This window comes from Bacterioplanoides sp. (genome assembly GCF_965219715.1).
Taxonomy (GTDB): domain Bacteria; phylum Pseudomonadota; class Gammaproteobacteria; order Pseudomonadales; family Oceanobacteraceae; genus Bacterioplanoides.
Genome location: NZ_OZ244785.1, coordinates 1,910,398 through 1,931,279, shown reverse-complemented (window position 1 = coordinate 1,931,279; position 20,882 = coordinate 1,910,398). Strand labels below are relative to the sequence as shown.

Here is a 20,882-nt window from a genome sequence, read left to right as displayed (position 1 = left end):
GTCTGGCTTGATGATCAAGCCAGATTCAGTGCGGTCGATTCCTGATACAGAGCCATCAGCTTATCAGTGATCACCGTACGAATACCTTCACGTTCCAGGCTGGATAACGATTTCAGCTCTTTCAGACGCAAACGGTTCAGGTGCAGACAAGGCAGCTTGTCGTTGAACTCTCGTAAATCACCTTTCATCAGTACTGGCAGGAATGGATCGTCACTGTTTGAACGACGCAGAATCTGACGCATACCTTCCTGGAATGGGATAGGCACAGAGCGTACGTTCTTATTCTTGTGGGAAATCACCAGATACAAACCCTGCTTACCGATCAGGTTACCAGGGATAACATGCAGCCCAGTCGCCTGAACAGCGTCAGCGCTCAGATGGCTGAAAGTATCGTGGAAAGCATATGGGTCCGGCAGGATAACCATTTGGCGGTTAGCTTCTTCCGGGAAAAAGATACTGTAGTTGGTATACAGCTGTTTAACAGAACCAGAGAACACACACAGGCGGTTTTCAAACTGTTTAACGAAATTCATGGCGCGCTGATGCTGGGTTAACTTCTGTAAGTCCCAGACCAGGTCGGCATTTTGTTGATTTGCTGTGATATTCATTCGGTTCCACCCCTTCCACCAGCGTTTCCGCTTGGAGTTTTTTCTTTACATACTAATCGAAGCTGACAGATTTTCTACACCCAATGCCGACCTTTATCAATAACTGACGTAAATTGTCACTTTTTTGTCGTGTTGGCCGGAATTGTGTTCCTGTCGATGACTGAAGTATGTAGTGAGATTCTATTGACTACTGTGCGCTTGTCACGCTTTCGGGCGTTAACCAGTAGGCAGTTTTACACTTGTTAACAGTAGCGTTAATTCGCTTAACAGTAACCACGCATCGTTACCGTTTCCTTTCACCGCATTATCAACGGCTTCGGCTTGTTGCAGCGCCCGGTGGAGGTCGTGTTTGGTGAGGTTTTGCAGTGCCTTCTTATAAGGAGGCTGTTGTTTGGGCCAGATATTATTCTTCTTGAAGGCTTCACTCAACTGTTGTCCGGAATTATTTGATAAAGAAATCAGTTGTCGGATCTTTCGTGTCAGTGCGCCGAGAATCATAATGGGCTCAACACCTTCACCTTTGAGGTGCGCCAGGATGCGACTGGCTTCGGCCTGTTTACCCAGCAGGCAGGCATCTGCTAAGCCAAATGCGTCGTAGCGTGAGCTATCGCCAATGGCCTCGTTAATCATATCTTCACTGATGGTCTGAACACCGAGCAGGCGCAGTTTCTCAATCTCCTGCACAGCGGCAAGAAGGTTGCCTTCGGTTTGTTGCGCCAGAGCGCCAATGGCTGCTGGCTCGGCCTGTAAGCCAGCGATCTGCATACGACGCTTCAGCCAGCCAGGGTATTGATTGCGATCGATTGGCCAGACCGGTAAAAACACACCTGCTTTTTCCACCGCTTTAAACCAGGCACTGCGTTGTGCTGCCGCGTCCATACGTGGGCACACGATCAGCAGCAGATTATCAGGATTGGGTTGCTTGCTCAGGTCGGTTAAGGCTGCGCCCTTGTCGGAGGGCTTACCGTTTGGAATCCGTACCTCGAGAATACGACGACTGGCGAATAACGACATGGCGTTGGCTTCTTCGCGTAAGCCATTCCAGTCAAAGCCCGCTTCAGCGTGAAACAGTTCTCGGTCTTCAATACCGGCTTTACGAGCGGCGGCACGAATTTCGTCACAGGCTTCCATAACCAGCAGGGGCTCATCGCCGGAAACCAGATAGCAGGGTGCCAGGCCTTTCTGTAGTGTCGCTGTCAGTTGGTCCTGACGAATCTTCATGGTTGCTCTGCTTTTGCCGCCGGACGTGGAATAAAGGCATCTGCCTGGGCTTTCTGCAGACGGCGCATCAGTTTGCGTACCATGTCTTTTTCCAGCTCTTTGATCTGAGTGGATTCTTCCGATGCAGTACCAACAACGTTATTGATGTCGTTGGTTAAACGACGACGGGATTTAATCTGGATAGGTAGTTCACTGTTGCGTTCAACATGTAATAAGCGGGCGTTCAAGCGGCCATTAAGCTCGTACTCGGCTACCTGACCAGAGCTGGTCACCGATAGCGTACGTTTGTCGATTTCGACAGGTTCAACCTGCAGGATGGCGGGAGCATCTGCGGCCATGTCTGTCAGCAGTACGTTATTGAACTCCAGTTGCAACTTCAGCTGTTGGTTAAAGCTGCTGCTGGCCTGACTTTGCAGGAAAAGAACGCGATATTCCTTAGGAAGTGGTGTTACACCACGGAGATGCCAACCGCAGGCGGTGAGCATGGTTAGCGTCAGAATCCAGACTATGACCCGCATCCACTTTTCCTTCTTTGTTTTGTATCTCTAAGACCCTCTTCACTAAGGCTTAATTTATTTTTCAGCCGCCGGATCAGTGGGCCATCCATGGCCCTTGATCCTTCCGCAACATCCTGTTGCTGCTTTGAAAAATAAACTAAGCCTCAATGAATTCGGTTTATCGACAGAAGGAACTGGGTGTTTGCTTTTCGACCGTCTGTGGCATGGATGCCACAGACGAGTCCACAAGGACGTGTTTACGACGTGTCGAAAAGTGAATACCCGGTTGCTTCTGCTCAGAATTCAGCATCAGTTGGCAACAATATTAACCAGCTTACCCGGTACCACAATCACTTTGCGTACGGTTTTACCGTCAATCTGCTTCTGAATCGCAGCATCCGCCATCGCCATAGCTTCCAGGTCATCCTTAGAAGCGTTGGCCGGCGCGTCTAGCTTGGCGCGAACTTTACCGTTCACCTGAACAACCAGCACGATGCTGTCTTTCACCAGTGCGCTTTCGTCAACTTCCGGCCAGGCTGCATCCAGCACTAAACCGTCGTTACCGAAGGCAGTCCACAGCTCCTGAGCGATGTGTGGCGCCATTGGGCTTAACATACGAACAACCGCATTCAGGCCTTCAGATACCACGCTGCGGCCACCGGCATTTGCCAGATCCAGCTTCTGCAATGTGTTCATCAGCTCCATGATGGCAGCGATACCGGTGTTGAAAGAATAACGACGACCGATGTCATCGCTCACTTTCTGGATGGTTTCGTGCACTTTACGGCGTGCGTCTTTTTCCGCTTTATCCAGCTGATCGGCAGCAACGATTGAGCGATCTTCCTGTTGCAGCAGCTCGAAGCTTAAACGCCATACGCGCTGCAGGAATTTCTGTGCACCCTGAACACCGTTTTCAGACCATTCCAGCGTTTGTTCCGGTGGCGCTGCGAACATGGTGTACAGGCGGACGGTGTCGGCGCCGTAAACATCGATGGCTTCTTGAGGGTCAACACCGTTGTTCTTCGACTTCGACATCTTGATCATACCTTCGTGTTTCAGCTCCTGGCCGTTCCACATGGCTTTGATCAGACGACCTTTTTCGTCACGCTCGGCTTCCACGTCTTTTGGCGCAACGTATTCTTTACCGCCGTTTTCGTTCTGATAGCTGAACGCATCAGCCAGAACCATACCCTGACACAGCAGGCTGGCGAATGGCTCATCACCTTTAACCAGGCCCACATCACGCATCAGCTTATGGAAGAAACGAGCGTACAACAGGTGCAGAATCGCGTGTTCGATACCACCGATGTATTGGTCAACCGGCAGCCAGTAATCGGCTTCGGTTGGATCAACCATCTGAGTGTCGTCCCACGGAGAGCAGTAACGCGCGTAGTACCAGGAAGACTCCATAAAGGTGTCGAAAGTATCGGTTTCGCGGAAGGCTTGTTCGCCTTCGAATTCGATGTTTTCGAAATCCGGATTGTTTTTGATCGGGCTGTTAACGCCGTCCATGACCACGTCGGTTGGCAGTTCAATCGGCAGCATATCCGCCGGAGTTGGTACTTGCTCACCGTTGGCCTTATTAATCATCGGAACCGGAGTGCCCCAGTAACGCTGACGGCTAACGCCCCAGTCGCGCAGACGGTAGTTGGTTTTCACCTGACCTTTGCCTGCATCAGACAACCACTTGGCGATGGCATCAAAAGCGGCTTCGAAATCCAGACCATCGAATTCACCGGAACTAACCAACTTACCTTTTTCAGTAAAGGCTTCCGCCGACAGATCAAAATCTGAAGGTGTTTCGATAACCTGATTAATTTCCAGGCCGTACTTCTGAGCGAACTCGAAGTCACGTTGGTCGTGTGCAGGAACCGCCATCACCGCGCCAGAGCCGTAATCCATCAAAACAAAGTTAGCGACCCAGATTGGTACTTCTTTGCCGGAGATTGGATGAATCGCAGTCAGACCGGTGGCGAAACCTTTCTTCTCCATGGTAGCGATATCCGCTTCTGCGGTGCCGCCTTTTTTGCATTCTTCGATAAATTCGGATAATTCAGCATTGCCTTCAGCGGCTTCAGCTGCCAATGGGTGGCCAGCGGCAACGGCCACGTAGCTCACGCCCATTAAGGTATCCGGACGGGTGGTGTACACCTCAAGAGTTTCTTCGCGACCTTTTATGCCGAAGTGAAGCTCAACGCCCTGGCTCTTACCAATCCAGTTGCGCTGCATGGCCACAACCTGTTCTGGCCAGCCTTCCAGCTGATCCAGGTCGTTTAACAATTCTTCAGCGTAATCCGTGATACGGATAAACCACTGTGGAATTTCTTTGCGCTCGATCGGCGTGTCACAACGCCAGCAGCAGTTGTCGATTACCTGCTCGTTGGCTAGCACGGTTTTATCGTGTGGGCACCAGTTAACCGCAGAAACTTTTTTGTAAGCTAAACCTTTCTCAACCAGCTTGGTGAAGAACCACTGCTCCCAGCGGTAATATTCCGGCTTACAGGTGGCCAGTTCACGGTTCCAGTCGTAACCAAAGCCCAGCGATTTCAGCTGGCCTTTCATATAAGCAATGTTTTCGTCGGTCCACTTGCCCGGTGCCGTGTTGTTTTTGATCGCCGCGTTTTCTGCTGGCAGACCAAACGCATCCCAGCCCATTGGCTGCATCACGTTTTTACCCTGCATACGCTCGTAGCGGGAAATTACATCACCGATGGTGTAGTTACGCACGTGACCCATGTGCAGACGGCCACTTGGATAAGGGAACATCGACAGGCAATAAAACTTCTCTTTATTGGCATCGACGACGGCTTTAAATACCTGTTGTTCTTCCCACTGGCTCTGGATCGAGGCTTCAATGGATTTTGGCTGATATGTCTCTTGCATCATGGCGTCACTATAAATTCTTACCCGCGCCTGCTTATGGCGACAGATATTGAGTAAACAGAAGAAATAAGAAAGCGCGAAAGTGTACCCGAAAGCCGGGTCTGTTCACACTCACGATTATGGCTCCGGCGCTAATAAAAATGGCTGGCTGTGGCAGAAGTGGTCCAAGACCAAGGTTATATGGCTGTATAGGCATTGGTGAGTGCCTACTAAGTAATACTTGATACAGGTCAGGAGACGATCATCTTTTGCGCGAATGGCAATTATTGCCACTTGGCCTAAGCCAGCAAGATGCGTATTTTCGCCCATCAAATGTAAAATATGAAAATTGTTGTATGAAGTATTTGCTCCGTACCCTGTTATTAAGTGCCGGTTTTATTGCGCTGTCATCTGCTGCAGAGACCGCTGAAAATATGCTGGTTGAAATGACCATGATCCAGAACAACACCGCCTTGATGCAGGCGGCGGTGGAAGATGGGCGTGAACGCGGCCAGCTGTGTTTTCGTTGTCATGGTGAAGATGGTAATTCCAAGCGCGATTACATTCCGAATCTCGCCAGCCAGAATGCCTTATATCTGTTCACCCAGTTTGAGCACTTTGCCGATGGCACCCGCAAAGACTATGTGATGAGTAAGCTGGCCGGGCATTTAAGCAAAGACGATCGTATTGCGATTGCGGTGTACTTTTCCCAGAGCGAAGTAAACAAGCGTCCGCAGCCGGTTGATGCGAACGTGAAAGGTGAGCAGTTATATCGTTCTATGTGTTTTGCCTGTCATGGCAACGAAGGTCATGGTAACCAGCAATATCCTCGTATTGCCGGTCAGCCGTATGAGTATCTGGAGTCGACTCTACTGAAGTTCCTGCATAAAGATCCTGAGCGTAAAAACTCACCGATGTCTGCGGTGATTCAGAACCTCAATGAAAAGCAGCTGAAAGAAGTGGCCGCGTACGTTGCTCATATGGAATAACGTTCCGCTGAGTCAGCCTGAACGTTTCAGACGAAGGCCCGGTTCCGTAAAGGTTCTGGGCCTTTTTTGTATTCTGGTAGAATGCCCGACGTTTTTTCTTGCTGGCAGAATACAGGCGTCTTTATATGGCTGATAACACAATAAATCACTGGCAATTCTGGGTTGATCGCGGCGGTACCTTTACCGATATCGTTGCACGCCGTCCGGATGGTGAGTTACTCAGCCGAAAACTTTTGTCGGAAAATCCGCAGCATTATCAGGATGCTGCGGTCGAAGGTATCCGCCGTATCCGCGCTGAATTTCCTCAGTTTCCGCAGGACGGTAGCGGCCAGATTGAATCGGTCAAAATGGGGACCACGGTTGCCACCAATGCGCTGTTGGAGCGTAAAGGTGAAGAGACCTGTTTGTTGATCAGTCATGGCCTGCGCGACCAGCTCGAAATTGGTTACCAGACCCGCCCGGATATTTTTGCCATCAATATCGATCAGCCGGATCTGCTGTATAAAAGTGTGTACGAAGCACCGGAGCGGGTACTTGCGGATGGCACGGTGGACATTCCGTTAGATCCGGAAGGTATTCAGGTCATTCTGCGAGAAGCACGTGAAAGTGGCTTTACCTCGCTGGCGGTGGTGTTTATGCATGCTTATAAATATCCACAGCACGAATTAATGGTGGGTGAAATTGCCCGGGAAATGGGATTCACACAGGTATCGTTATCTCATCAGGTCAGTCCTCTGATTAAACTGGTTCCGCGTGGTGATACCACGGTGGCTGATGCGTATTTATCGCCGGTGTTAAAACGTTATGTACAGCAGGTTAAATCCGGTTTGCCTCGCTCGACCGATGGCAAGCCTGTCGATTTGCAGTTTATGCAGTCGAACGGTGGGTTAACCGATGCCGATGTTTTCCACGGTAAAGATGCCATCCTGTCCGGTCCGGCCGGTGGCGTGGTGGGCATGGTGCGCACCGCAGAGCAGGATGGTTTTAACCATGTAATTGGTTTTGATATGGGTGGCACTTCCACCGATGTCAGTCACTACACAGCAGGCAAGAACGGAGAAAAATCCGGTGAGCTGGAACGTGAGACCGAAACTCAGGTCACCGGTATTCGTTTACGCGTTCCCATGATGAATATTCACACCGTCGCCGCTGGTGGTGGCTCGATTGTGAAGTTTGCTGATGGCCGTTTTCAGGTTGGGCCAGAGTCGGCTGGGGCGTACCCGGGACCAGCCTGTTATCGTAATGGTGGGCCATTAACGGTAACGGACTGCAATGTACTGCTCGGAAAAATTCAGCCACAACATTTTCCCCATGTGTTTGGCAGTGAACAAAATCAGCCATTAGATAAAGATATCGTTGAGCAGAAATTCCGCCAGCTGGCACAGCAGGTAAAAGCGTACAACGGTGAGCAGCTGACACCACAACAAATCGCCGAAGGTTTCTTGACCATTGCCGTCGACAATATGGCCAACGCGGTGAAAAAGATTTCGGTGCAGCGTGGTTATGATATTCAGAATTACGCGTTAAATGCGTTTGGTGGCGCCGGGGCGCAACATGCGAGTTTAGTCGCGGATGCACTGGGAATGGATAATGTGTATCTGCATCCGCTGGCAGGGGTGTTATCGGCTTATGGTATTGGCCTGGCGGAGCAACGTTGGTTAGGCGAAGAAGCGGTGGAAAAACCACTGGCCGATGCCAACTCTTTGCAACAAGCTGAGCAGGCGTTTCAGCAGTTATCCCAACAAAGTGAAATCAGCACGCAGGCGTCGACGGAAAAACGTCGGGCCTATTGTCGATATGACGGTTCGGATACGCACTTGTTGGTGGAGTTCTCGGACGCAGCGACTATGCGTGCCGAGTTCGAGCAGCAACATCAGCAATTGTTTGGTTTTATTCACAGCGATAAAGCCTTGATGTTAGATGCCGTACAACTGGAAGTGGTCGCCGGTGGTTACCAGCCGGAATCACTCACCTTGCCAACGGCGCAACCATTATTAAAAGAACGCTGTGATTTATTTTCTGGCGGAGAAAACCATCAGGTTGATGTGTATGCCCGCGAGCAGTTACCCGCCGGTTTTACGCTGGATGGCCCGGCATTATTAACCGATGCCAACAGTACTATTGTGATTGAACCGGATTGGCAACTGAAAGTGTTAGCCAGCGGTGCACTTGTTATCAGCAAACAAGTACAGAAAAACAAAACCGAGCTGGCTTCTGTCATAACCTCAGATAAAACAATTAAAAACGATCCGGTACGACTGGAAATTTTTAATAATATTTTTATGTCAGCAGCAGAGCAGATGGGCTTTGTACTGGAAAAAACCGCATCCAGCGTCAACATCAAAGAGCGACTGGATTTCTCCTGTGCCATTTTTGATCAGCATGGTGAACTGGTTGCCAACGCACCACACATCCCAGTGCACTTAGGCTCTATGAGTGAAAGCATTAAGGTCGTCATCAACGATCACCCGAATATGAAACCCGGTGATGCGTTTGTGCTTAACACTCCCTATAACGGCGGTACTCATCTACCCGATGTAACCGTCGTAAAACCGGTCTTTATAGAAAGAAAACCGGTATTTATTCAGCAGAATCCGATAAACGAAACACCGGACTTTTATGTCGCTGCTCGTGGCCACCATGCCGATATTGGTGGCATCACTCCGGGCTCCATGCCTGCCAACAGCCAGCATATTGAAGAAGAAGGCGTATTACTCAACAACCTGGTGTTAATGCGCGACGGTGAGTTCCAGACCCAGGCCCTTCTTGATGTATTGGCTGCTGCTAAATATCCGGCACGTAATCCACAGCAAAATATTGCCGATTTAACCGCGCAGTTGGCGGCCTGTGAAAAAGGTGCCAGCGAGCTGCAGCGTGTGTGTGATGAATACGGGGTCAGTACCGTGTCGGCTTATATGCAGTATGTTCAGGACAATGCCGAGCAAACACTGCGTGATTGCCTGAGTGAGTTGCCAGATGGTGAGTTCTGCTACGCCATGGATGATGGCACGCAATTTAACGTGAACATTCAGGTGAATCAGGCCGGGCAATCCGCGGTTGTTGATTTCTCTGGTACCGGCTATCGGCCCGACCAATTGATGCATCCTGGCAATTTTAATGCACCCACTTCGGTGGTGTATGCCGCAGTGCTGTACAGCTTCCGCGCGCTGGTGGATAAACCCATGCCACTGAACGCCGGTTTCTTTAAACCATTAACCATTAAAGTACCGTCGGAATCGATCATTGCTCCGGTTTACCCGGCAGCAGTGGTATCCGGTAACGTCGAAACGGCTCAGTACCTCACCGATTGTATGATGGGCGCACTGGGCTTAATGGCCGGTTGCCAGGGCACCAATAATAACTTCACTTTTGGTGATGACGAGCACCAGTACTACGAAACCCTGTGTGGTGGTATTGGTGCCAGTAGCAAAGGTGCGGGCGCCAGCGGTGTGCACAGCCATATGACCAACTCTCGATTAACTGATCCGGAAATTCTCGAACAACGTTTTCCGGTGATGTTAGAGATGTTTCATATCCGTGCCATGTCGGGTGGCGAAGGGGAGTTTGACGGAGGCCATGGTGTTGAGCGTCATATTCGCTTCCTGAAGGATATGCGTGCCAATATCATCAGTGGCCATCGTGATGTGCCAACCTTTGGCCTTAATGGCGGTGGTTCAGGCCAGGTTGGCTTTAATTTTGTGAAACGCCATCAGGGCCGGTTGGAGCGACTGAGCGGCTGCGCTGATGTTGAACTGGAGGCCGGAGATGTGTTCTGTATTCACACTCCAGGTGGCGGTGGCTATGGCTGCTCATAATCTGAGCTTGTGATAGAATCGCCGGATTCCTTCCAGATTTAACTCATATTGAAGAGAGAGACCCCATGGAAATTATGGACGTCATTAAAGACCAGATCGAAAACAACGACATCCTGCTGTACATGAAAGGTTCACCGAACCAACCTCAGTGTGGCTTCTCAGCACAAACTGTACAGGCTGTAATGGAGTGTGGTCAGAAGTTCGCATACGTTGATGTGTTATCCAATCCGGAAATCCGCAGCAACCTGCCGAAATACGCAAACTGGCCAACCTTCCCGCAGCTGTGGGTAAAAGGCGAGCTGGTTGGTGGTTGTGACATCATCACTGAGATGCACCAGAAGGGCGAACTAAAACCAATGCTGGTTGAAGCTGCTCCTGCCGAATAATTATTTAATTGCTAAATAATTACTTCAAAAAAAGCCGGTACATTTGTACCGGCTTTTTTGTTTTCAGCGTTCGTTGGAATGTTTTTCTAAATTAATAAGTGTAAAAACAGTTAAAATAATCAAAAGCAAATATATATTATTTGTATTCAATAAACGCATATTAAATGAATAAAACACCATAAAAAATCAGGCCTTTATCGCGAAATGACCACTTTGCTATTCCATATAACTAATCAATAAGAGGTAATAACTATTTATTCTTTATTTAAATAGGAGTAATTCTGATTTGTAGTTAGTTTTTTGTTGCAGTGTTAATGAGATTTGCTAGCATTCTCGATGATTATTAACCCGCATATAAATGAGAAAGCTAATGAACACACCTAAGATTCTGGCAGTTGCCGTATCCGCTGCTTTACTGGCCGCTTGTGGCAGTGACGACAATAAAAACGATGACAAAAAAGTTGTTAACGCTCCTGCGACATATACTTTCGACAGTAAAGTAACTGCGGGTGAATCGTCCGTTTCTTATTCTGGTCAGGTAGCACGTAATACACTGATTAACGAATTAAAAACACTGATTGGTAGCGACCTGACAACTGACCTGGGTGGTCTGGCTGTAGATGCTGCTGTTAAGCAAAAACTGGCACTGGTTTACGAAGGTGGTACTAACGGTGGTACTGCTAACTCAGGCAATGCTGACTTAACCAACAAAAACGCTTACACACTGGCGGCAGAAGTGACTACCGTTGGTTTATCTAAGAAAACCGCTGGTGCAACTTTCGAAGAAGCTGATTACAGCGAAATCAGCAGCGGCAAAAACCTGATTGGCAAGATTGCTGGTAAAGACAATGATTTAGCCCGTGGTGAGTTTGTTGGTTGGACCATCGCTGGCGAAGAAAACGAGAAAGCAAACGCTCTGGTTCAGAGCTGGTTTGATGCGGTAGCAGCGCAAGCCGCTGATCAAAACCACGCGGGTTCTGATTATGTTTCTGCGACGGGTCTGGACTACAAACAGCTGACGCAAAAATTCCTGTTAGGTGCTGTTGCATTCTCCCAGGCATCGAACGATTACCTGAAAGACTCTAAAGGCCTGCTGAAAGGCAACTCTGCTGGCGATAAAGACGGCACTAAACCTTACACTTCTCTGGAGCACCAATGGGACGAAGGCTTTGGTTACTTCGGTGCTGCACGTGATTACAACAACTACACCGACGCCCAGTTAAAAGCTCAGAAAGATAACGATACCAATGGTAATAAGGTTATTGATCTGGACTCTGAGTACACCTTTGCGATGGCACAATACGCTAACAAGCGTGACGATAGCATTGAAGGTGCGGACTACAGCAAAACCATCATGGATAACTTCCTGAAAGGTCGCCAGATTATCCAGGATAACTTTGGTACAGATCCTGTTGCTGGTGAAGGCTACCATGCAGAGCTGGCGGCAGTAGCAAAAACCATCATTATGCAGTGGGAAGAGATTTTTGCTGCTAACGTTATTCACTACATCAACGCCACTCTGGAAGATATGGCTGCGATTAATGGTAACGACCTGGGTGATCTGGCTAAGCACTGGGGTGAGATGAAAGGTTTCGCACTGGCACTGCAATTTAACCCAGAGAAAACCTCTGCAATGACTCTGGCTCAGTTAAAGCAACTGCACACTCTGCTGGAGCAAGCGCCTAAATTGACCAACGATGCGGCTTACCGTAAGCAGCTTGAAGATGCCCGTACATTACTGAAAACCACCTTTAAGTTCGAAGGTGATGTAACTAAGTGGTAATCTGCTACTAGTTCTGGTGTTACCCTAAGGCTGCTTCTGATACAGAAGCAGCCTTTTGTGTTTATATTTCGGTGGATTTTAAAGGTATTTTTCCGATGAAAATTCAAGCTTTATCTGTGTTAGCGACTGCAACGCTTTTAACCGCGTGTGGTGGTTCTTCCTCCTCATCATCAACCAGTGGAGGTGGCAACAATGGATTGTGTGCCGAATTAGCATCTAATGCTTCAAATTGTTCTGCGTTGTTGGTCACGGCCAAGGCGCAACAAGCTGGCCGTATTCAGGCATTTGAAACGGCAGCTAAAACACTGAATCAAAATACCGCTGCGTTTTGTAGTGCGATTGGCCAGGCGGGTGAAGGTGCTGCCCTGGCATTGGCTAAAACAAGTCTTACTGCAGCTGCGTCTGCCTGGCAGGCGCTAGAGCCGATGCAATTTGGTCCGGTGACAGAAAGCGCCCGTAATAACTTCTACAGCTGGCCTTTAAGCGTTGGTAAAGGTGGTCAAATTGATAATGAAATCGCTCTGGTTGCCAATGGTGGAGCTTTTAATCCAACACCAAGCAAGCGTGGTTTAACAGCGGTTGAATACGTTCTGTATAACAACCCAAACGGTGCGAACCGCTGTGATTATGCACAAAAAGTGACTGCGCGTATGGTGCCCGAGGCGGAAGCATTAACCGCCGCATCCGCTGCTTATAATCCAGCCCAGAGTTCGAATCAGCAAGCCGAAGTGCAAAGTGTATTTAATGCTTTGTTTTATCTCGACACTGATACCAAATCAGCCAAAATGCAAAAAGAAATTTTGCCGGAAGGACAGAATGATTCGTTTGCGGCAGATAAGCTGGAATACGCATACGCCGATCTTAACCGTGCTGCGGTCGCTGCTAACCTGGAAAGTGGTTTGGCAATCTTTACCGGTGAAGATAGTGTCGGTTTTGAAGAATTACTGATTGCCTCCAATCAGGCGGCGTTAGCGAGTCGGATGAAAGCTGCTTTAGAGTTGGCAGTAAATGCATCACAAGACAGCGAATTTTCACAAGGCTGGCGTGCGATATTAACCGACGCTAACAGCAACAACAAAAGCTCAAATGTTTCGGCGTGTCTGAACGTAACCGCTACTACAACCGCAGCTAACAGCAATATTGAAAAGCTGTGTTCGTTACCGAAGAAAATTCAGCCGTTTACTGCGGATCTGAAAAATCCGATGTCGATTGCATTAAGCCTGAGTGTTCCGGGTGGTGCTGCGGCTGATGGTGATTAATCAGAATCTCTGACTAATTCTGAAAAATAAAAAGGCCGGATTTAATATTTTAAATCCGGCCTTTTTATTGGTTGTTTGTTATTGGCTTTTTGAGAATGAAGATTAACTGCCAGACACCCGCAGTATTCGGCTGTGCAAATGATTCTCCCACCAAAAGTCCGGTTTTATCGTAGCGGTAATTTTTGTCAGCTGTTGATTGGCTGCTTGCCAGTGCCATAACTCTCCGGCTCCCGCTGAAATCCAGCCTTCATCCTGGCCCAGTGAAATGCCTTTGCTGTACTGCATAGTGTGTGTGTCAGGCTGTGTCGCTTGTTGCGGTTGCCAGCGGCTTAACAAGTGGCCTCTGGGGTTGGAAATTAACGCTGTGCCCGCGTAAGCAGACGATGCCGGAAAGGCTCGAAGGCTCGCGGTGTAGCCTTTCATATCCCAATAATAGTGTTCATTGTCTGGTTGCAATAACTGCAATTCAGATTCGCCATGGCGGGCAAGTGCTACCGTGGCAGGACGATCATCCTGTTTCTGATACTGGCAACCCACTAACACAGAACCATCTGGCATTTGGGTCAGATGGCGCGCGCTGAGCGCCTGAATCGGACTGCTCCAGCGCTGCTTAATTGCACCGGAAGGAATATCAATCTGAACCAGCTCCGATTTCATGGTGCTAATATTCAGCGGATCCCGGCCACTGTCCGGGTGAGTTAATACGCCGGTGTTGGCAATATATAGCTGATCAGTATCGATGATTAATTCATGGGGGCCAATGCCACCCGTTGCAATCACACGATTCAGCGTCAGGTCCGCGGCAAAAATTTCCAGAACGTAACCGGTTTGTTGCTGGTAATCGCTGGCGGTGGAATAAATAAACCGGCCATCGGCGGAAAAAACGCTGTGCCCTTCATAATGCATGTTCTCTGGTGGCATTAATTCGGCCAATAATTCGCCGGAGGCACTGTACTTTCTCAACGGCGCATCGGGTTTGCGCGAATTAACCAAAACCGCAGCAGGGGAGTTGTGTGGAAACAGATCGGCCATATGCACCCGATCGGCAACGGTGATATCACTGATAACATTTCCCTGAGTATCGCTGATCAATACCCCATAACGAGACTGCGTTGCCTGATCGCGGTAACCGGATACCAGCAGTCGTTGTACTGTGTTATCGACGTCGCTTTTTGCTGATGTGTTATTCGCAGAATAAACACCGCTGTACAAAGACGCGGAAGCAGACATCCCCAGCACTGAGGTTTGAATAAATTGGCGACGATTGATGTTTGGCATAGTTAGCTCAGTGTTGCAGCAATAATAGTTAGTTCAGCGCTTCAGCAATAATTGTTTAATCAGTGGCATATTCCGATTGGGCAAAGCAAAGTCATGCTTACCGCTGTGCCAACTATTAAACAGGTAATCCCAGATTGCCAATACCGAACCATAGTTATAGTGAATACCACCAGCGCCATGATGAAGCTGATGCTGTGCCGGGCTGATGAGCAACACTTCCAGCTTGCCGTATCTCAATGGAATATTGGAATGACGCAAATTGGCGCCGGCCATATTAAATAACCAGATAAAACCACTGACGCCAAAGATCAGCCAGAGTTCCGGAGTGCTGCCAATTATAAAAAAGTAAGCTCCGGTTAATACGCCATGAACCAGTACCAGGCGCAGCTGATACAGTAACTGTTCCAGTGGGTGCAGGCGTAATAACGTAAAGGGAGTCAGCACCTGAGCACTGTGATGCACCCTGTGTATGCGCCACAGCCAACGGCTGTGAAGCAAGCGGTGCAGGCCATAGCGAGAGGCATCGTCGACTAAAAATAAAATAACTGCGTAAATAGATATTAAAACAGCTGAATTGGTTGCAACCAGACTGTTGTCACTCAAATTTATCGCTGGGAAAACTGAACTGAAAAAAGCGTTGCTGTTAATCGCAATCTGAATAATCAGAAAAACATTACTCAGGCCTAAAAAAGAAAACAGCAGTGCATTTAATACAATTAATGCATATTCCTGGCGGGTCGATGTGTTCCACCAATAAGACAATGTAAACCAGGGTTTCAGGTAATGCTTGCGGCTTGCCCAGGAGGTTGTTGTCCATAACAGAACAATCAAAGCCGCAGACAGCCAATAGCCCCAGAATGTTCTGCTTTCCGGTGCCAACAGCAAAGAAGACAGTGATTGCCACCAATCGCTCAGCAAAGGCGGCAGGCCAGCAGATATTTCAGACACAGCCAGTACACGGTGTTAAATCAAAGTCTGAATGATAACTCATCTCCTGCACCTTTAATATTGAATCTCATTTATGGTTAAATGCCGGGTCGATAATTTTCTATGTAGTTCCTGCGGAGCCTGCCGTGCGTAAACTGTTGCTGAACCCTTCTGCTGTTTCTGATTCCCGTCGTTCTGGTGTTAAGCCATTGGCACTTGCCATTGCTCTGGCCGGAACGTCTTCTGTGGCGTTCGCCGAAGATCATGTTGAACTTGATAATGTCTATATTACTGGCGGTGAAGAGCTGGTACGTACGCAGCCAGGATCGGCAACGTTAATTGATGATGTGGCACTGGAACAGTTCGAATACACCGATATCAACCGTATTCTGAATGCCGTACCGGGCGTTAACCTGCAGGAAGAAGACGGTTACGGTTTGCGTCCAAATATCGGCCTGCGTGGCACGTCTCCGGAGCGCAGTAAAAAGATTACATTGATGGAAGATGGCGTGCTGGCTGGTCCGGCGCCATATTCTGCGCCAGCTGCTTACTACTTCCCGAATGTATCGCGCATGAGTGCGGTGGAAGTCTTTAAAGGTCCGTCGACTATCCAATATGGTCCGGCGACCGTGGGTGGTGCGGTGAACCTGGTAAGCCGTCCGATTCCTTTCAGCCGTTCCGGTGAGCTGGACGTACAATACGGCAGCGATAACTTCCAGCGCTATGAAGCCTGGTACGGTGGTGAAACTGATGGCCTCGGTTACCTGGTTGAAGGTTTACGCGTCAGCGCCGACGGTTTTAAAGATCTGGATGGCGGCGGCGACACCGGATTTGTGCGTAACGACATCAACACCAAATTCAGCTGGGAAATTCTGGGTAACTACAGCCATCGTTTCCAGCTGAAGCTGGGTTACGCCGATGAAGTATCCGATGAAACCTACCTGGGCCTGAGCCGTGCCGACTTCGATAAAAACCCGAATCGTCGTTACCGTGCCAGCAGCCTGGATAAGATGGAAACGGATCACAGCACCATCCATTTAAATCACCTGTTAACCCTGCCGAGCGACTCTACCGTTTCCACCGACGTTTATCGTCATAATTTCAAACGCGACTGGTTTAAAGTGAATAAGTTTGGTGACGGCACCACACTGCAGGAAGTACTGCAGAACCCACAAGCCAAGCAGGATTACTACAACGTTATTACCGGTCAGCAGGCATCGACTAACTCCAGTGACCAGCTGCTGATCGGCAGTAATGATCGTTCTTATGTCTCTCAGGGTATCCAGTCGCGCTTTAACACTGTGTTTAAGCAGGCAGGGTTAATCCACAACCTGGAACTGGGTTTGCGTTACCACTTCGATAGCATTGAGCGTGACCACACAGAACAAAACTACGATATGACGGCTCAGGGTGAGTTACGTGCAGTGGCAGGTACCTTCACCACCACCACGCTGAACGAAGGCGAAGCCAAAGCCTGGGCGCTGCATATTAAAGACGACATCGAGATTGATAACACCACTGTCACCATTGGTGTGCGTCATGAAAACATCACGTCCAGCAAAACGAATTTCCGCACAGATACCCGTGTTAAGCAGAACAAGCAGGAAATGGATCAGTCGGTAACCCTGCCGGGTATTGGCGTGTATTCTCAGCTGACCGAAGAGCTGGGTGTACTGGCGGGTGTGTATCGTGGTTTTACCGCAGCAACACCGGGTGGTTCGGGTGATGTGAAGCCGGAAGAAAGCACCAACTATGAGATTGGTGGTCGTTACTCCGGTATGGGTCAGGCGGAAGTGATTGCCTTCTTAAATGATTACACCCAGTTCAGCGGTACCTGTAGTTTCTCCCAGGGCTCTTGTAACAATAACAACATTGGCAACCAGGCGAATGCCGGTAACGCTCAGGTTTATGGTGTTGAAGCGAGCTGGAGCAATGAGCTTGAGCTGGCCAGCTATATGGTGCCTGTTTCTATGACCTATACCTACAGCAAAGGTGAATTTGGTGAAGAATTTACCGATGGCACCAGTGCTTTTGGTGAAGCCAACCTGAAGATTGAGAAAGGCTTTGAAATTGGTTATCTGCCTGAGCATCGCCTGAATATTCAGACCGGTATTCAGCGTGGTGATTGGCGGGTGAATCTGTCGGCGCTGTACCAAAGCGAAATGCGTAACGTACCAGGTAAAGGTGAAATTCCGGAAGAAGATAAGATCGATGCCTTCACTGTGTTCGATTTATCCGCTAACTACCAGCTGACCGAAGCGTTGCAGGTTTACAGCACGGTGGATAACCTGCTGGACGAAGAGTACGTGGTATCGGCTAAGCCATACGGCTTCCGTCCAGGTAAACCACGTTCGGTGAATGTTGGCGCGAAATTTAAGTTCTGATGCCTGTGGGTATCAGCCTGTGAGTGGCTGACAGAAGCTGAAAAAGGGAGCCTGGCTCCCTTTTTTATTGCTGCTGAGCTTCCTGTAATAAAATGTAACTGAAACATCTGTGACGTTGAGTTCAGGGAAAGGCCGTGTTTCCATAGCCGCAGTCGATAAATACCCCTTGGCATCATGATAACAACGAAAAAACCGGGTCAACCGGCTGTTGCGGGCTTTCGTCACTCCGAGCTATCGGGCGAACAATGGCAGCAAGAGCTGGATCAGCACGCACAAAATATCTGGATCGAAAATAAAGGCAAACGACCTGCCTTTGCCTCTCATTTCTGGCCCCGGGCTGAACTGCTGCATCGGGCTATGCAACAACATGATGTCGCCTGGATCAGCGCTCCGGCCGGTTACGGTAAAACGCTGCTGATGAGCGAATACTGCAACGAACTCCAGCAGCAGACCGATTCTCCGGGAGTGATGTGGTTTCGTTGTGACGATAAAGACACCCCGGATCAATACTTCCTGCGTCACTTACTTGAAGTTGCTGAACGTCAGCTTGAAGGTGTTGCGACCAATGCCTTAGCTCACTGGCATTTCTCCGAAGAACAAGGGCGAATGGATGTTGAGCAGGTGCTGCTGTTGTGGCTGTCTGAAATGGCCACGTTCGAACGTCCTTTATTGCTGTGCTTAGATGATGTTCATAACCTGAGCGACAGCAATTCGCTGCAACTATTAAGCAGCCTGGTCAGCCATCGTCCCGCCAACCTGAAACTGATGATTACCAGCCGCTACTTACCACAACCATTAGGAAAACTGCGGTTAGATCAGAGCATTGCCTGGCTTAATCATCGTATGTTGGCTTTTTCGGATGATCAGCTGCAACGCTGGCTGATGGACAACGATATTCAGCAAGCCGGACGCCTGGTGCCACAACTGAACAACCGCCTGCAGGGCTGGCCTGCCGGACTCGGATTGTGGCTCGCCTGTTATCGCGCTTTGGGTAAACCGTTTGATCCACCGGCGCTGTTAGGCCAGCAGGAAATGAGCGATTACCTGCAGGGTGAAACGCTGTTTACGCTGCCGCAGGAACTGCAAAACTTTATTCAGCGTGCCGCGGTGTTGGGCAGTTTTAACGACAGCATGCTCAACGATTGCCTTGGCGAAATCGATTACCAGCCGCAGCTCAATAGAGCGCTGGCGGTAAACCTGTTTATTCAGGCTCAGGAAGAGAAGCCAGGCTGGTACCGGATTCACCCGGTTATGGCTGAGCTGTTAGCGCGTCAGTTACCTCAGGTTGTACGTCAGCAATTACACCGCAAAGCGTATGAATGGCACAAAGATGGCGATGATCGTATTGCAGCATTACACCATGCACGTCAGGCGGGTATTGCCAATGAAGTGGTGCCCTGGGTAGAGGCGCAGGCGGAATACATTATTGCCAGCCTTGATATCGCCGCCATGCTCGAATGGTTCGATGTTCTGGGTCAGGAGCTTTTACAGTCGTCACCACGACTGATGCAGATTGCCGCCTGGTCCTGGCTGTTTACCCAGCAGCGGGAAAAAGCCGAACCTCTGGTGCAGCAATTACAGCGTGATAACAATCTGCAGGAATATGAACGGGCAGCGCTGGAAGGTTATCTGGCTCGCCTGGCTGGGCAGAACAAAAAAGCTGAAATTCTGTGTAAACAAGCGCTGGAAGAATTACCCCAGGAGCGCTTTACCGTACGTATTCTGATGATCTCGACCTTATCGAGTCTGTGTCTGATGAATAACGATGCCGACGGTGCCCGTATCTGGAACCGTCTGGCGCAGGATATGGCGCGCCAGTTCAAAGTGCCGGCGATGGAGGCTCAGGCATTATTTGAATACGCCAGAATCGAATTAAATCGCGGCCATATTCAGCGCAGCACCCAGGTTATCCAGCAAGGACTGGAGTTGTCTTCCCACAATAATGATGACTGTGGTCTGGCTCAGGGACGCCTGGTTATCTACAAGTGCTTCCTGTTGTGGTTGAGTGGAGAACCCCGGCCGCAGCTGGTGGAGCTGATGCAACAGGGCATATCCGCCAGCATTCACAGTCATGATATTGCCGTGTGTTATGGCTATGCCTTATTAGCCATGGTGAAGGCTGAAATGGGCAAGTTTGATCGGGCGCTGGATATTCTGGATCAGGCTGAGCGTCTGATGCAGCGTTGGCAGGTCGGCGTTGAAAGCTACCAATGGCTGGCGATGATTAAAGCCAATATCTGGATTTCCCAGGGCAAGTTATCCCGCGCCCAGAGTTACATCGATGAATTCGTAAAAATGCAGCAGGATGGCCCGCTGCGGTCGGATATGTTCCCAATGTTGCCGGGCTTTATTGCGGCAACCCGGGCGCGTGTTTGCCTGATTGCCAACAATCCTCAGGGCTGTATTCAGGAAGCCGACAATTATATTCGCAGTAACGGCCACAGCATTATGGCGCTGCTGATGAATATGATGCGTGCCGCCGCGTTACGCTCTATCAATCCGGCCGATAGCGATAACCAGCTGCGCTATATTCATCAGATGCTCGAACGTGCCGGAATTCGGATGAATCTCGATCAGTGGATTCCGAACCTGGCATTGGTTGAGCGCAGTAATGGCGACAGCAACAACCTGCCAGCCAGCGCCGCACTCAGTGAACGCGAGCTGGAAGTATTGCGTAAAATTGACCAAGGTCTGTCCAATCAGGAAATTGCCGATCAGCTGTTTATCTCTCTGCATACGGTGAAAACCCATGCACGCAAAATTAATGTGAAGCTCGGTGCTAAAAGCCGTACCCAGGCATTACACCGGGCGAAGGAATTGTTACTGATTTAGTCGCAGTAATGACGCTGGCCAATACGACAGCCGTATGGCTG

Annotated in this window: 13 protein-coding genes and 1 pseudogene; 8 read left to right on the top strand and 6 right to left on the bottom strand. The window is 49.4% G+C overall.

The window, feature by feature from the left end; genetic code table 11:
* Positions 1 to 14 precede the first annotated feature (14 nt).
* From ACOQOZ_RS09250 to lptE, 3 genes are all read right to left on the bottom strand, one after another.
* Positions 15 to 608 carry a hypothetical protein gene (locus ACOQOZ_RS09250; protein WP_420591981.1) on the bottom strand — a complete coding sequence of 198 codons (594 nt, stop codon included), beginning with the start codon at positions 606 to 608 and terminating at the stop codon, positions 15 to 17.
* A 216-nt stretch (positions 609 to 824) separates the two neighbouring features.
* On the bottom strand, positions 825 to 1,829 hold the full coding sequence (gene holA, locus ACOQOZ_RS09245) for a DNA polymerase III subunit delta (protein WP_420591980.1): 1,005 nt from the start codon (positions 1,827 to 1,829) through the stop codon (positions 825 to 827).
* Entirely contained in the window at positions 1,826 to 2,347 is a 522-nt protein-coding gene (gene lptE, locus ACOQOZ_RS09240) for an LPS assembly lipoprotein LptE (protein WP_420591979.1), read from the bottom strand. Before lptE ends, holA begins: the two co-directional genes overlap by 4 nt.
* Positions 2,348 to 2,554: 207 nt before the next feature.
* Between lptE and ACOQOZ_RS09235 the strand changes: the two are divergent.
* Positions 2,555 to 2,677 (top strand): annotated as a pseudogene (locus ACOQOZ_RS09235) (hypothetical protein); the annotation flags it as partial.
* Here the strand turns inward: ACOQOZ_RS09235 and leuS are convergent.
* Positions 2,636 to 5,209, bottom strand: a complete 2,574-nt coding sequence (gene leuS / locus ACOQOZ_RS09230) for a leucine--tRNA ligase (RefSeq protein ID WP_420592411.1) — start codon at positions 5,207 to 5,209, stop codon at positions 2,636 to 2,638. The pseudogene ACOQOZ_RS09235 and the gene leuS overlap by 42 nt on opposite strands.
* A gap of 335 nt (positions 5,210 to 5,544) precedes the next feature.
* On the opposite strand from leuS, the gene ACOQOZ_RS09225 reads away from it, so the two are divergent.
* From ACOQOZ_RS09225 to ACOQOZ_RS09205, 5 genes are all read left to right on the top strand, one after another.
* Entirely contained in the window at positions 5,545 to 6,177 is a 633-nt protein-coding gene (locus tag ACOQOZ_RS09225) for a c-type cytochrome (protein WP_420591978.1), read from the top strand.
* A 125-nt stretch (positions 6,178 to 6,302) separates the two neighbouring features.
* Positions 6,303 to 9,992: a hydantoinase B/oxoprolinase family protein gene (locus ACOQOZ_RS09220; protein ID WP_420591977.1), complete on the top strand. Its 3,690-nt coding sequence runs from the start codon at positions 6,303 to 6,305 to the stop codon at positions 9,990 to 9,992.
* 65 nt (positions 9,993 to 10,057) lie between these two features.
* Positions 10,058 to 10,378 (top strand): Grx4 family monothiol glutaredoxin, encoded by a 321-nt coding sequence (gene grxD / locus ACOQOZ_RS09215; RefSeq protein WP_420591976.1) that lies wholly within the window; start codon positions 10,058 to 10,060, stop codon positions 10,376 to 10,378.
* Positions 10,379 to 10,748: 370 nt separating this feature from the next.
* Positions 10,749 to 12,161, top strand: a complete 1,413-nt coding sequence (locus tag ACOQOZ_RS09210; RefSeq protein ID WP_420591975.1) for a DUF4856 domain-containing protein — start codon at positions 10,749 to 10,751, stop codon at positions 12,159 to 12,161.
* Between the two features lie 95 nt (positions 12,162 to 12,256).
* Positions 12,257 to 13,420, top strand: coding sequence for an imelysin family protein (locus ACOQOZ_RS09205; RefSeq protein WP_420591974.1), 1,164 nt, complete (start codon positions 12,257 to 12,259; stop codon positions 13,418 to 13,420).
* Between the two features lie 102 nt (positions 13,421 to 13,522).
* On the opposite strand, the gene ACOQOZ_RS09200 is transcribed toward ACOQOZ_RS09205, so the two are convergent.
* Both ACOQOZ_RS09200 and ACOQOZ_RS09195 read right to left on the bottom strand, forming a co-directional pair.
* Positions 13,523 to 14,698, bottom strand: a complete 1,176-nt coding sequence (locus ACOQOZ_RS09200; protein ID WP_420591973.1) for a DUF1513 domain-containing protein — start codon at positions 14,696 to 14,698, stop codon at positions 13,523 to 13,525.
* Between the two features lie 33 nt (positions 14,699 to 14,731).
* The gene (locus ACOQOZ_RS09195) at positions 14,732 to 15,646 is read right to left on the bottom strand and encodes a sterol desaturase family protein (RefSeq protein ID WP_420591972.1); all 915 of its coding nucleotides are present in this window, start codon (positions 15,644 to 15,646) and stop codon (positions 14,732 to 14,734) included.
* A gap of 125 nt (positions 15,647 to 15,771) precedes the next feature.
* Here ACOQOZ_RS09195 and ACOQOZ_RS09190 point away from each other — a divergent pair, with 125 nt between their 5' ends.
* Both ACOQOZ_RS09190 and ACOQOZ_RS09185 read left to right on the top strand, forming a co-directional pair.
* Complete coding sequence (locus ACOQOZ_RS09190) at positions 15,772 to 18,009, top strand: TonB-dependent receptor family protein (RefSeq protein WP_420591971.1); 2,238 nt, start codon at positions 15,772 to 15,774, stop codon at positions 18,007 to 18,009.
* Positions 18,010 to 18,183: 174 nt separating this feature from the next.
* Complete coding sequence (locus ACOQOZ_RS09185; RefSeq protein WP_420591970.1) at positions 18,184 to 20,841, top strand: LuxR C-terminal-related transcriptional regulator; 2,658 nt, start codon at positions 18,184 to 18,186, stop codon at positions 20,839 to 20,841.
* The last annotated feature ends 41 nt before the right edge of the window (positions 20,842 to 20,882 follow it).

Coding starts and splice junctions, on each gene's coding strand:
- ACOQOZ_RS09220 (WP_420591977.1), top strand. CDS start 6,303: ATGGCTGATAACACAATAAATCACTGGCAATTCTGGGTTGATCGCGGC.
- holA (WP_420591980.1), bottom strand. CDS start 1,829: ATGAAGATTCGTCAGGACCAACTGACAGCGACACTACAGAAAGGCCTG.
- ACOQOZ_RS09210 (WP_420591975.1), top strand. CDS start 10,749: ATGAACACACCTAAGATTCTGGCAGTTGCCGTATCCGCTGCTTTACTG.
- lptE (WP_420591979.1), bottom strand. CDS start 2,347: ATGCGGGTCATAGTCTGGATTCTGACGCTAACCATGCTCACCGCCTGC.
- ACOQOZ_RS09250 (WP_420591981.1), bottom strand. CDS start 608: ATGAATATCACAGCAAATCAACAAAATGCCGACCTGGTCTGGGACTTA.
- ACOQOZ_RS09205 (WP_420591974.1), top strand. CDS start 12,257: ATGAAAATTCAAGCTTTATCTGTGTTAGCGACTGCAACGCTTTTAACC.
- ACOQOZ_RS09225 (WP_420591978.1), top strand. CDS start 5,545: ATGAAGTATTTGCTCCGTACCCTGTTATTAAGTGCCGGTTTTATTGCG.
- grxD (WP_420591976.1), top strand. CDS start 10,058: ATGGAAATTATGGACGTCATTAAAGACCAGATCGAAAACAACGACATC.
- ACOQOZ_RS09185 (WP_420591970.1), top strand. CDS start 18,184: ATGATAACAACGAAAAAACCGGGTCAACCGGCTGTTGCGGGCTTTCGT.
- leuS (WP_420592411.1), bottom strand. CDS start 5,209: ATGCAAGAGACATATCAGCCAAAATCCATTGAAGCCTCGATCCAGAGC.
- ACOQOZ_RS09200 (WP_420591973.1), bottom strand. CDS start 14,698: ATGCCAAACATCAATCGTCGCCAATTTATTCAAACCTCAGTGCTGGGG.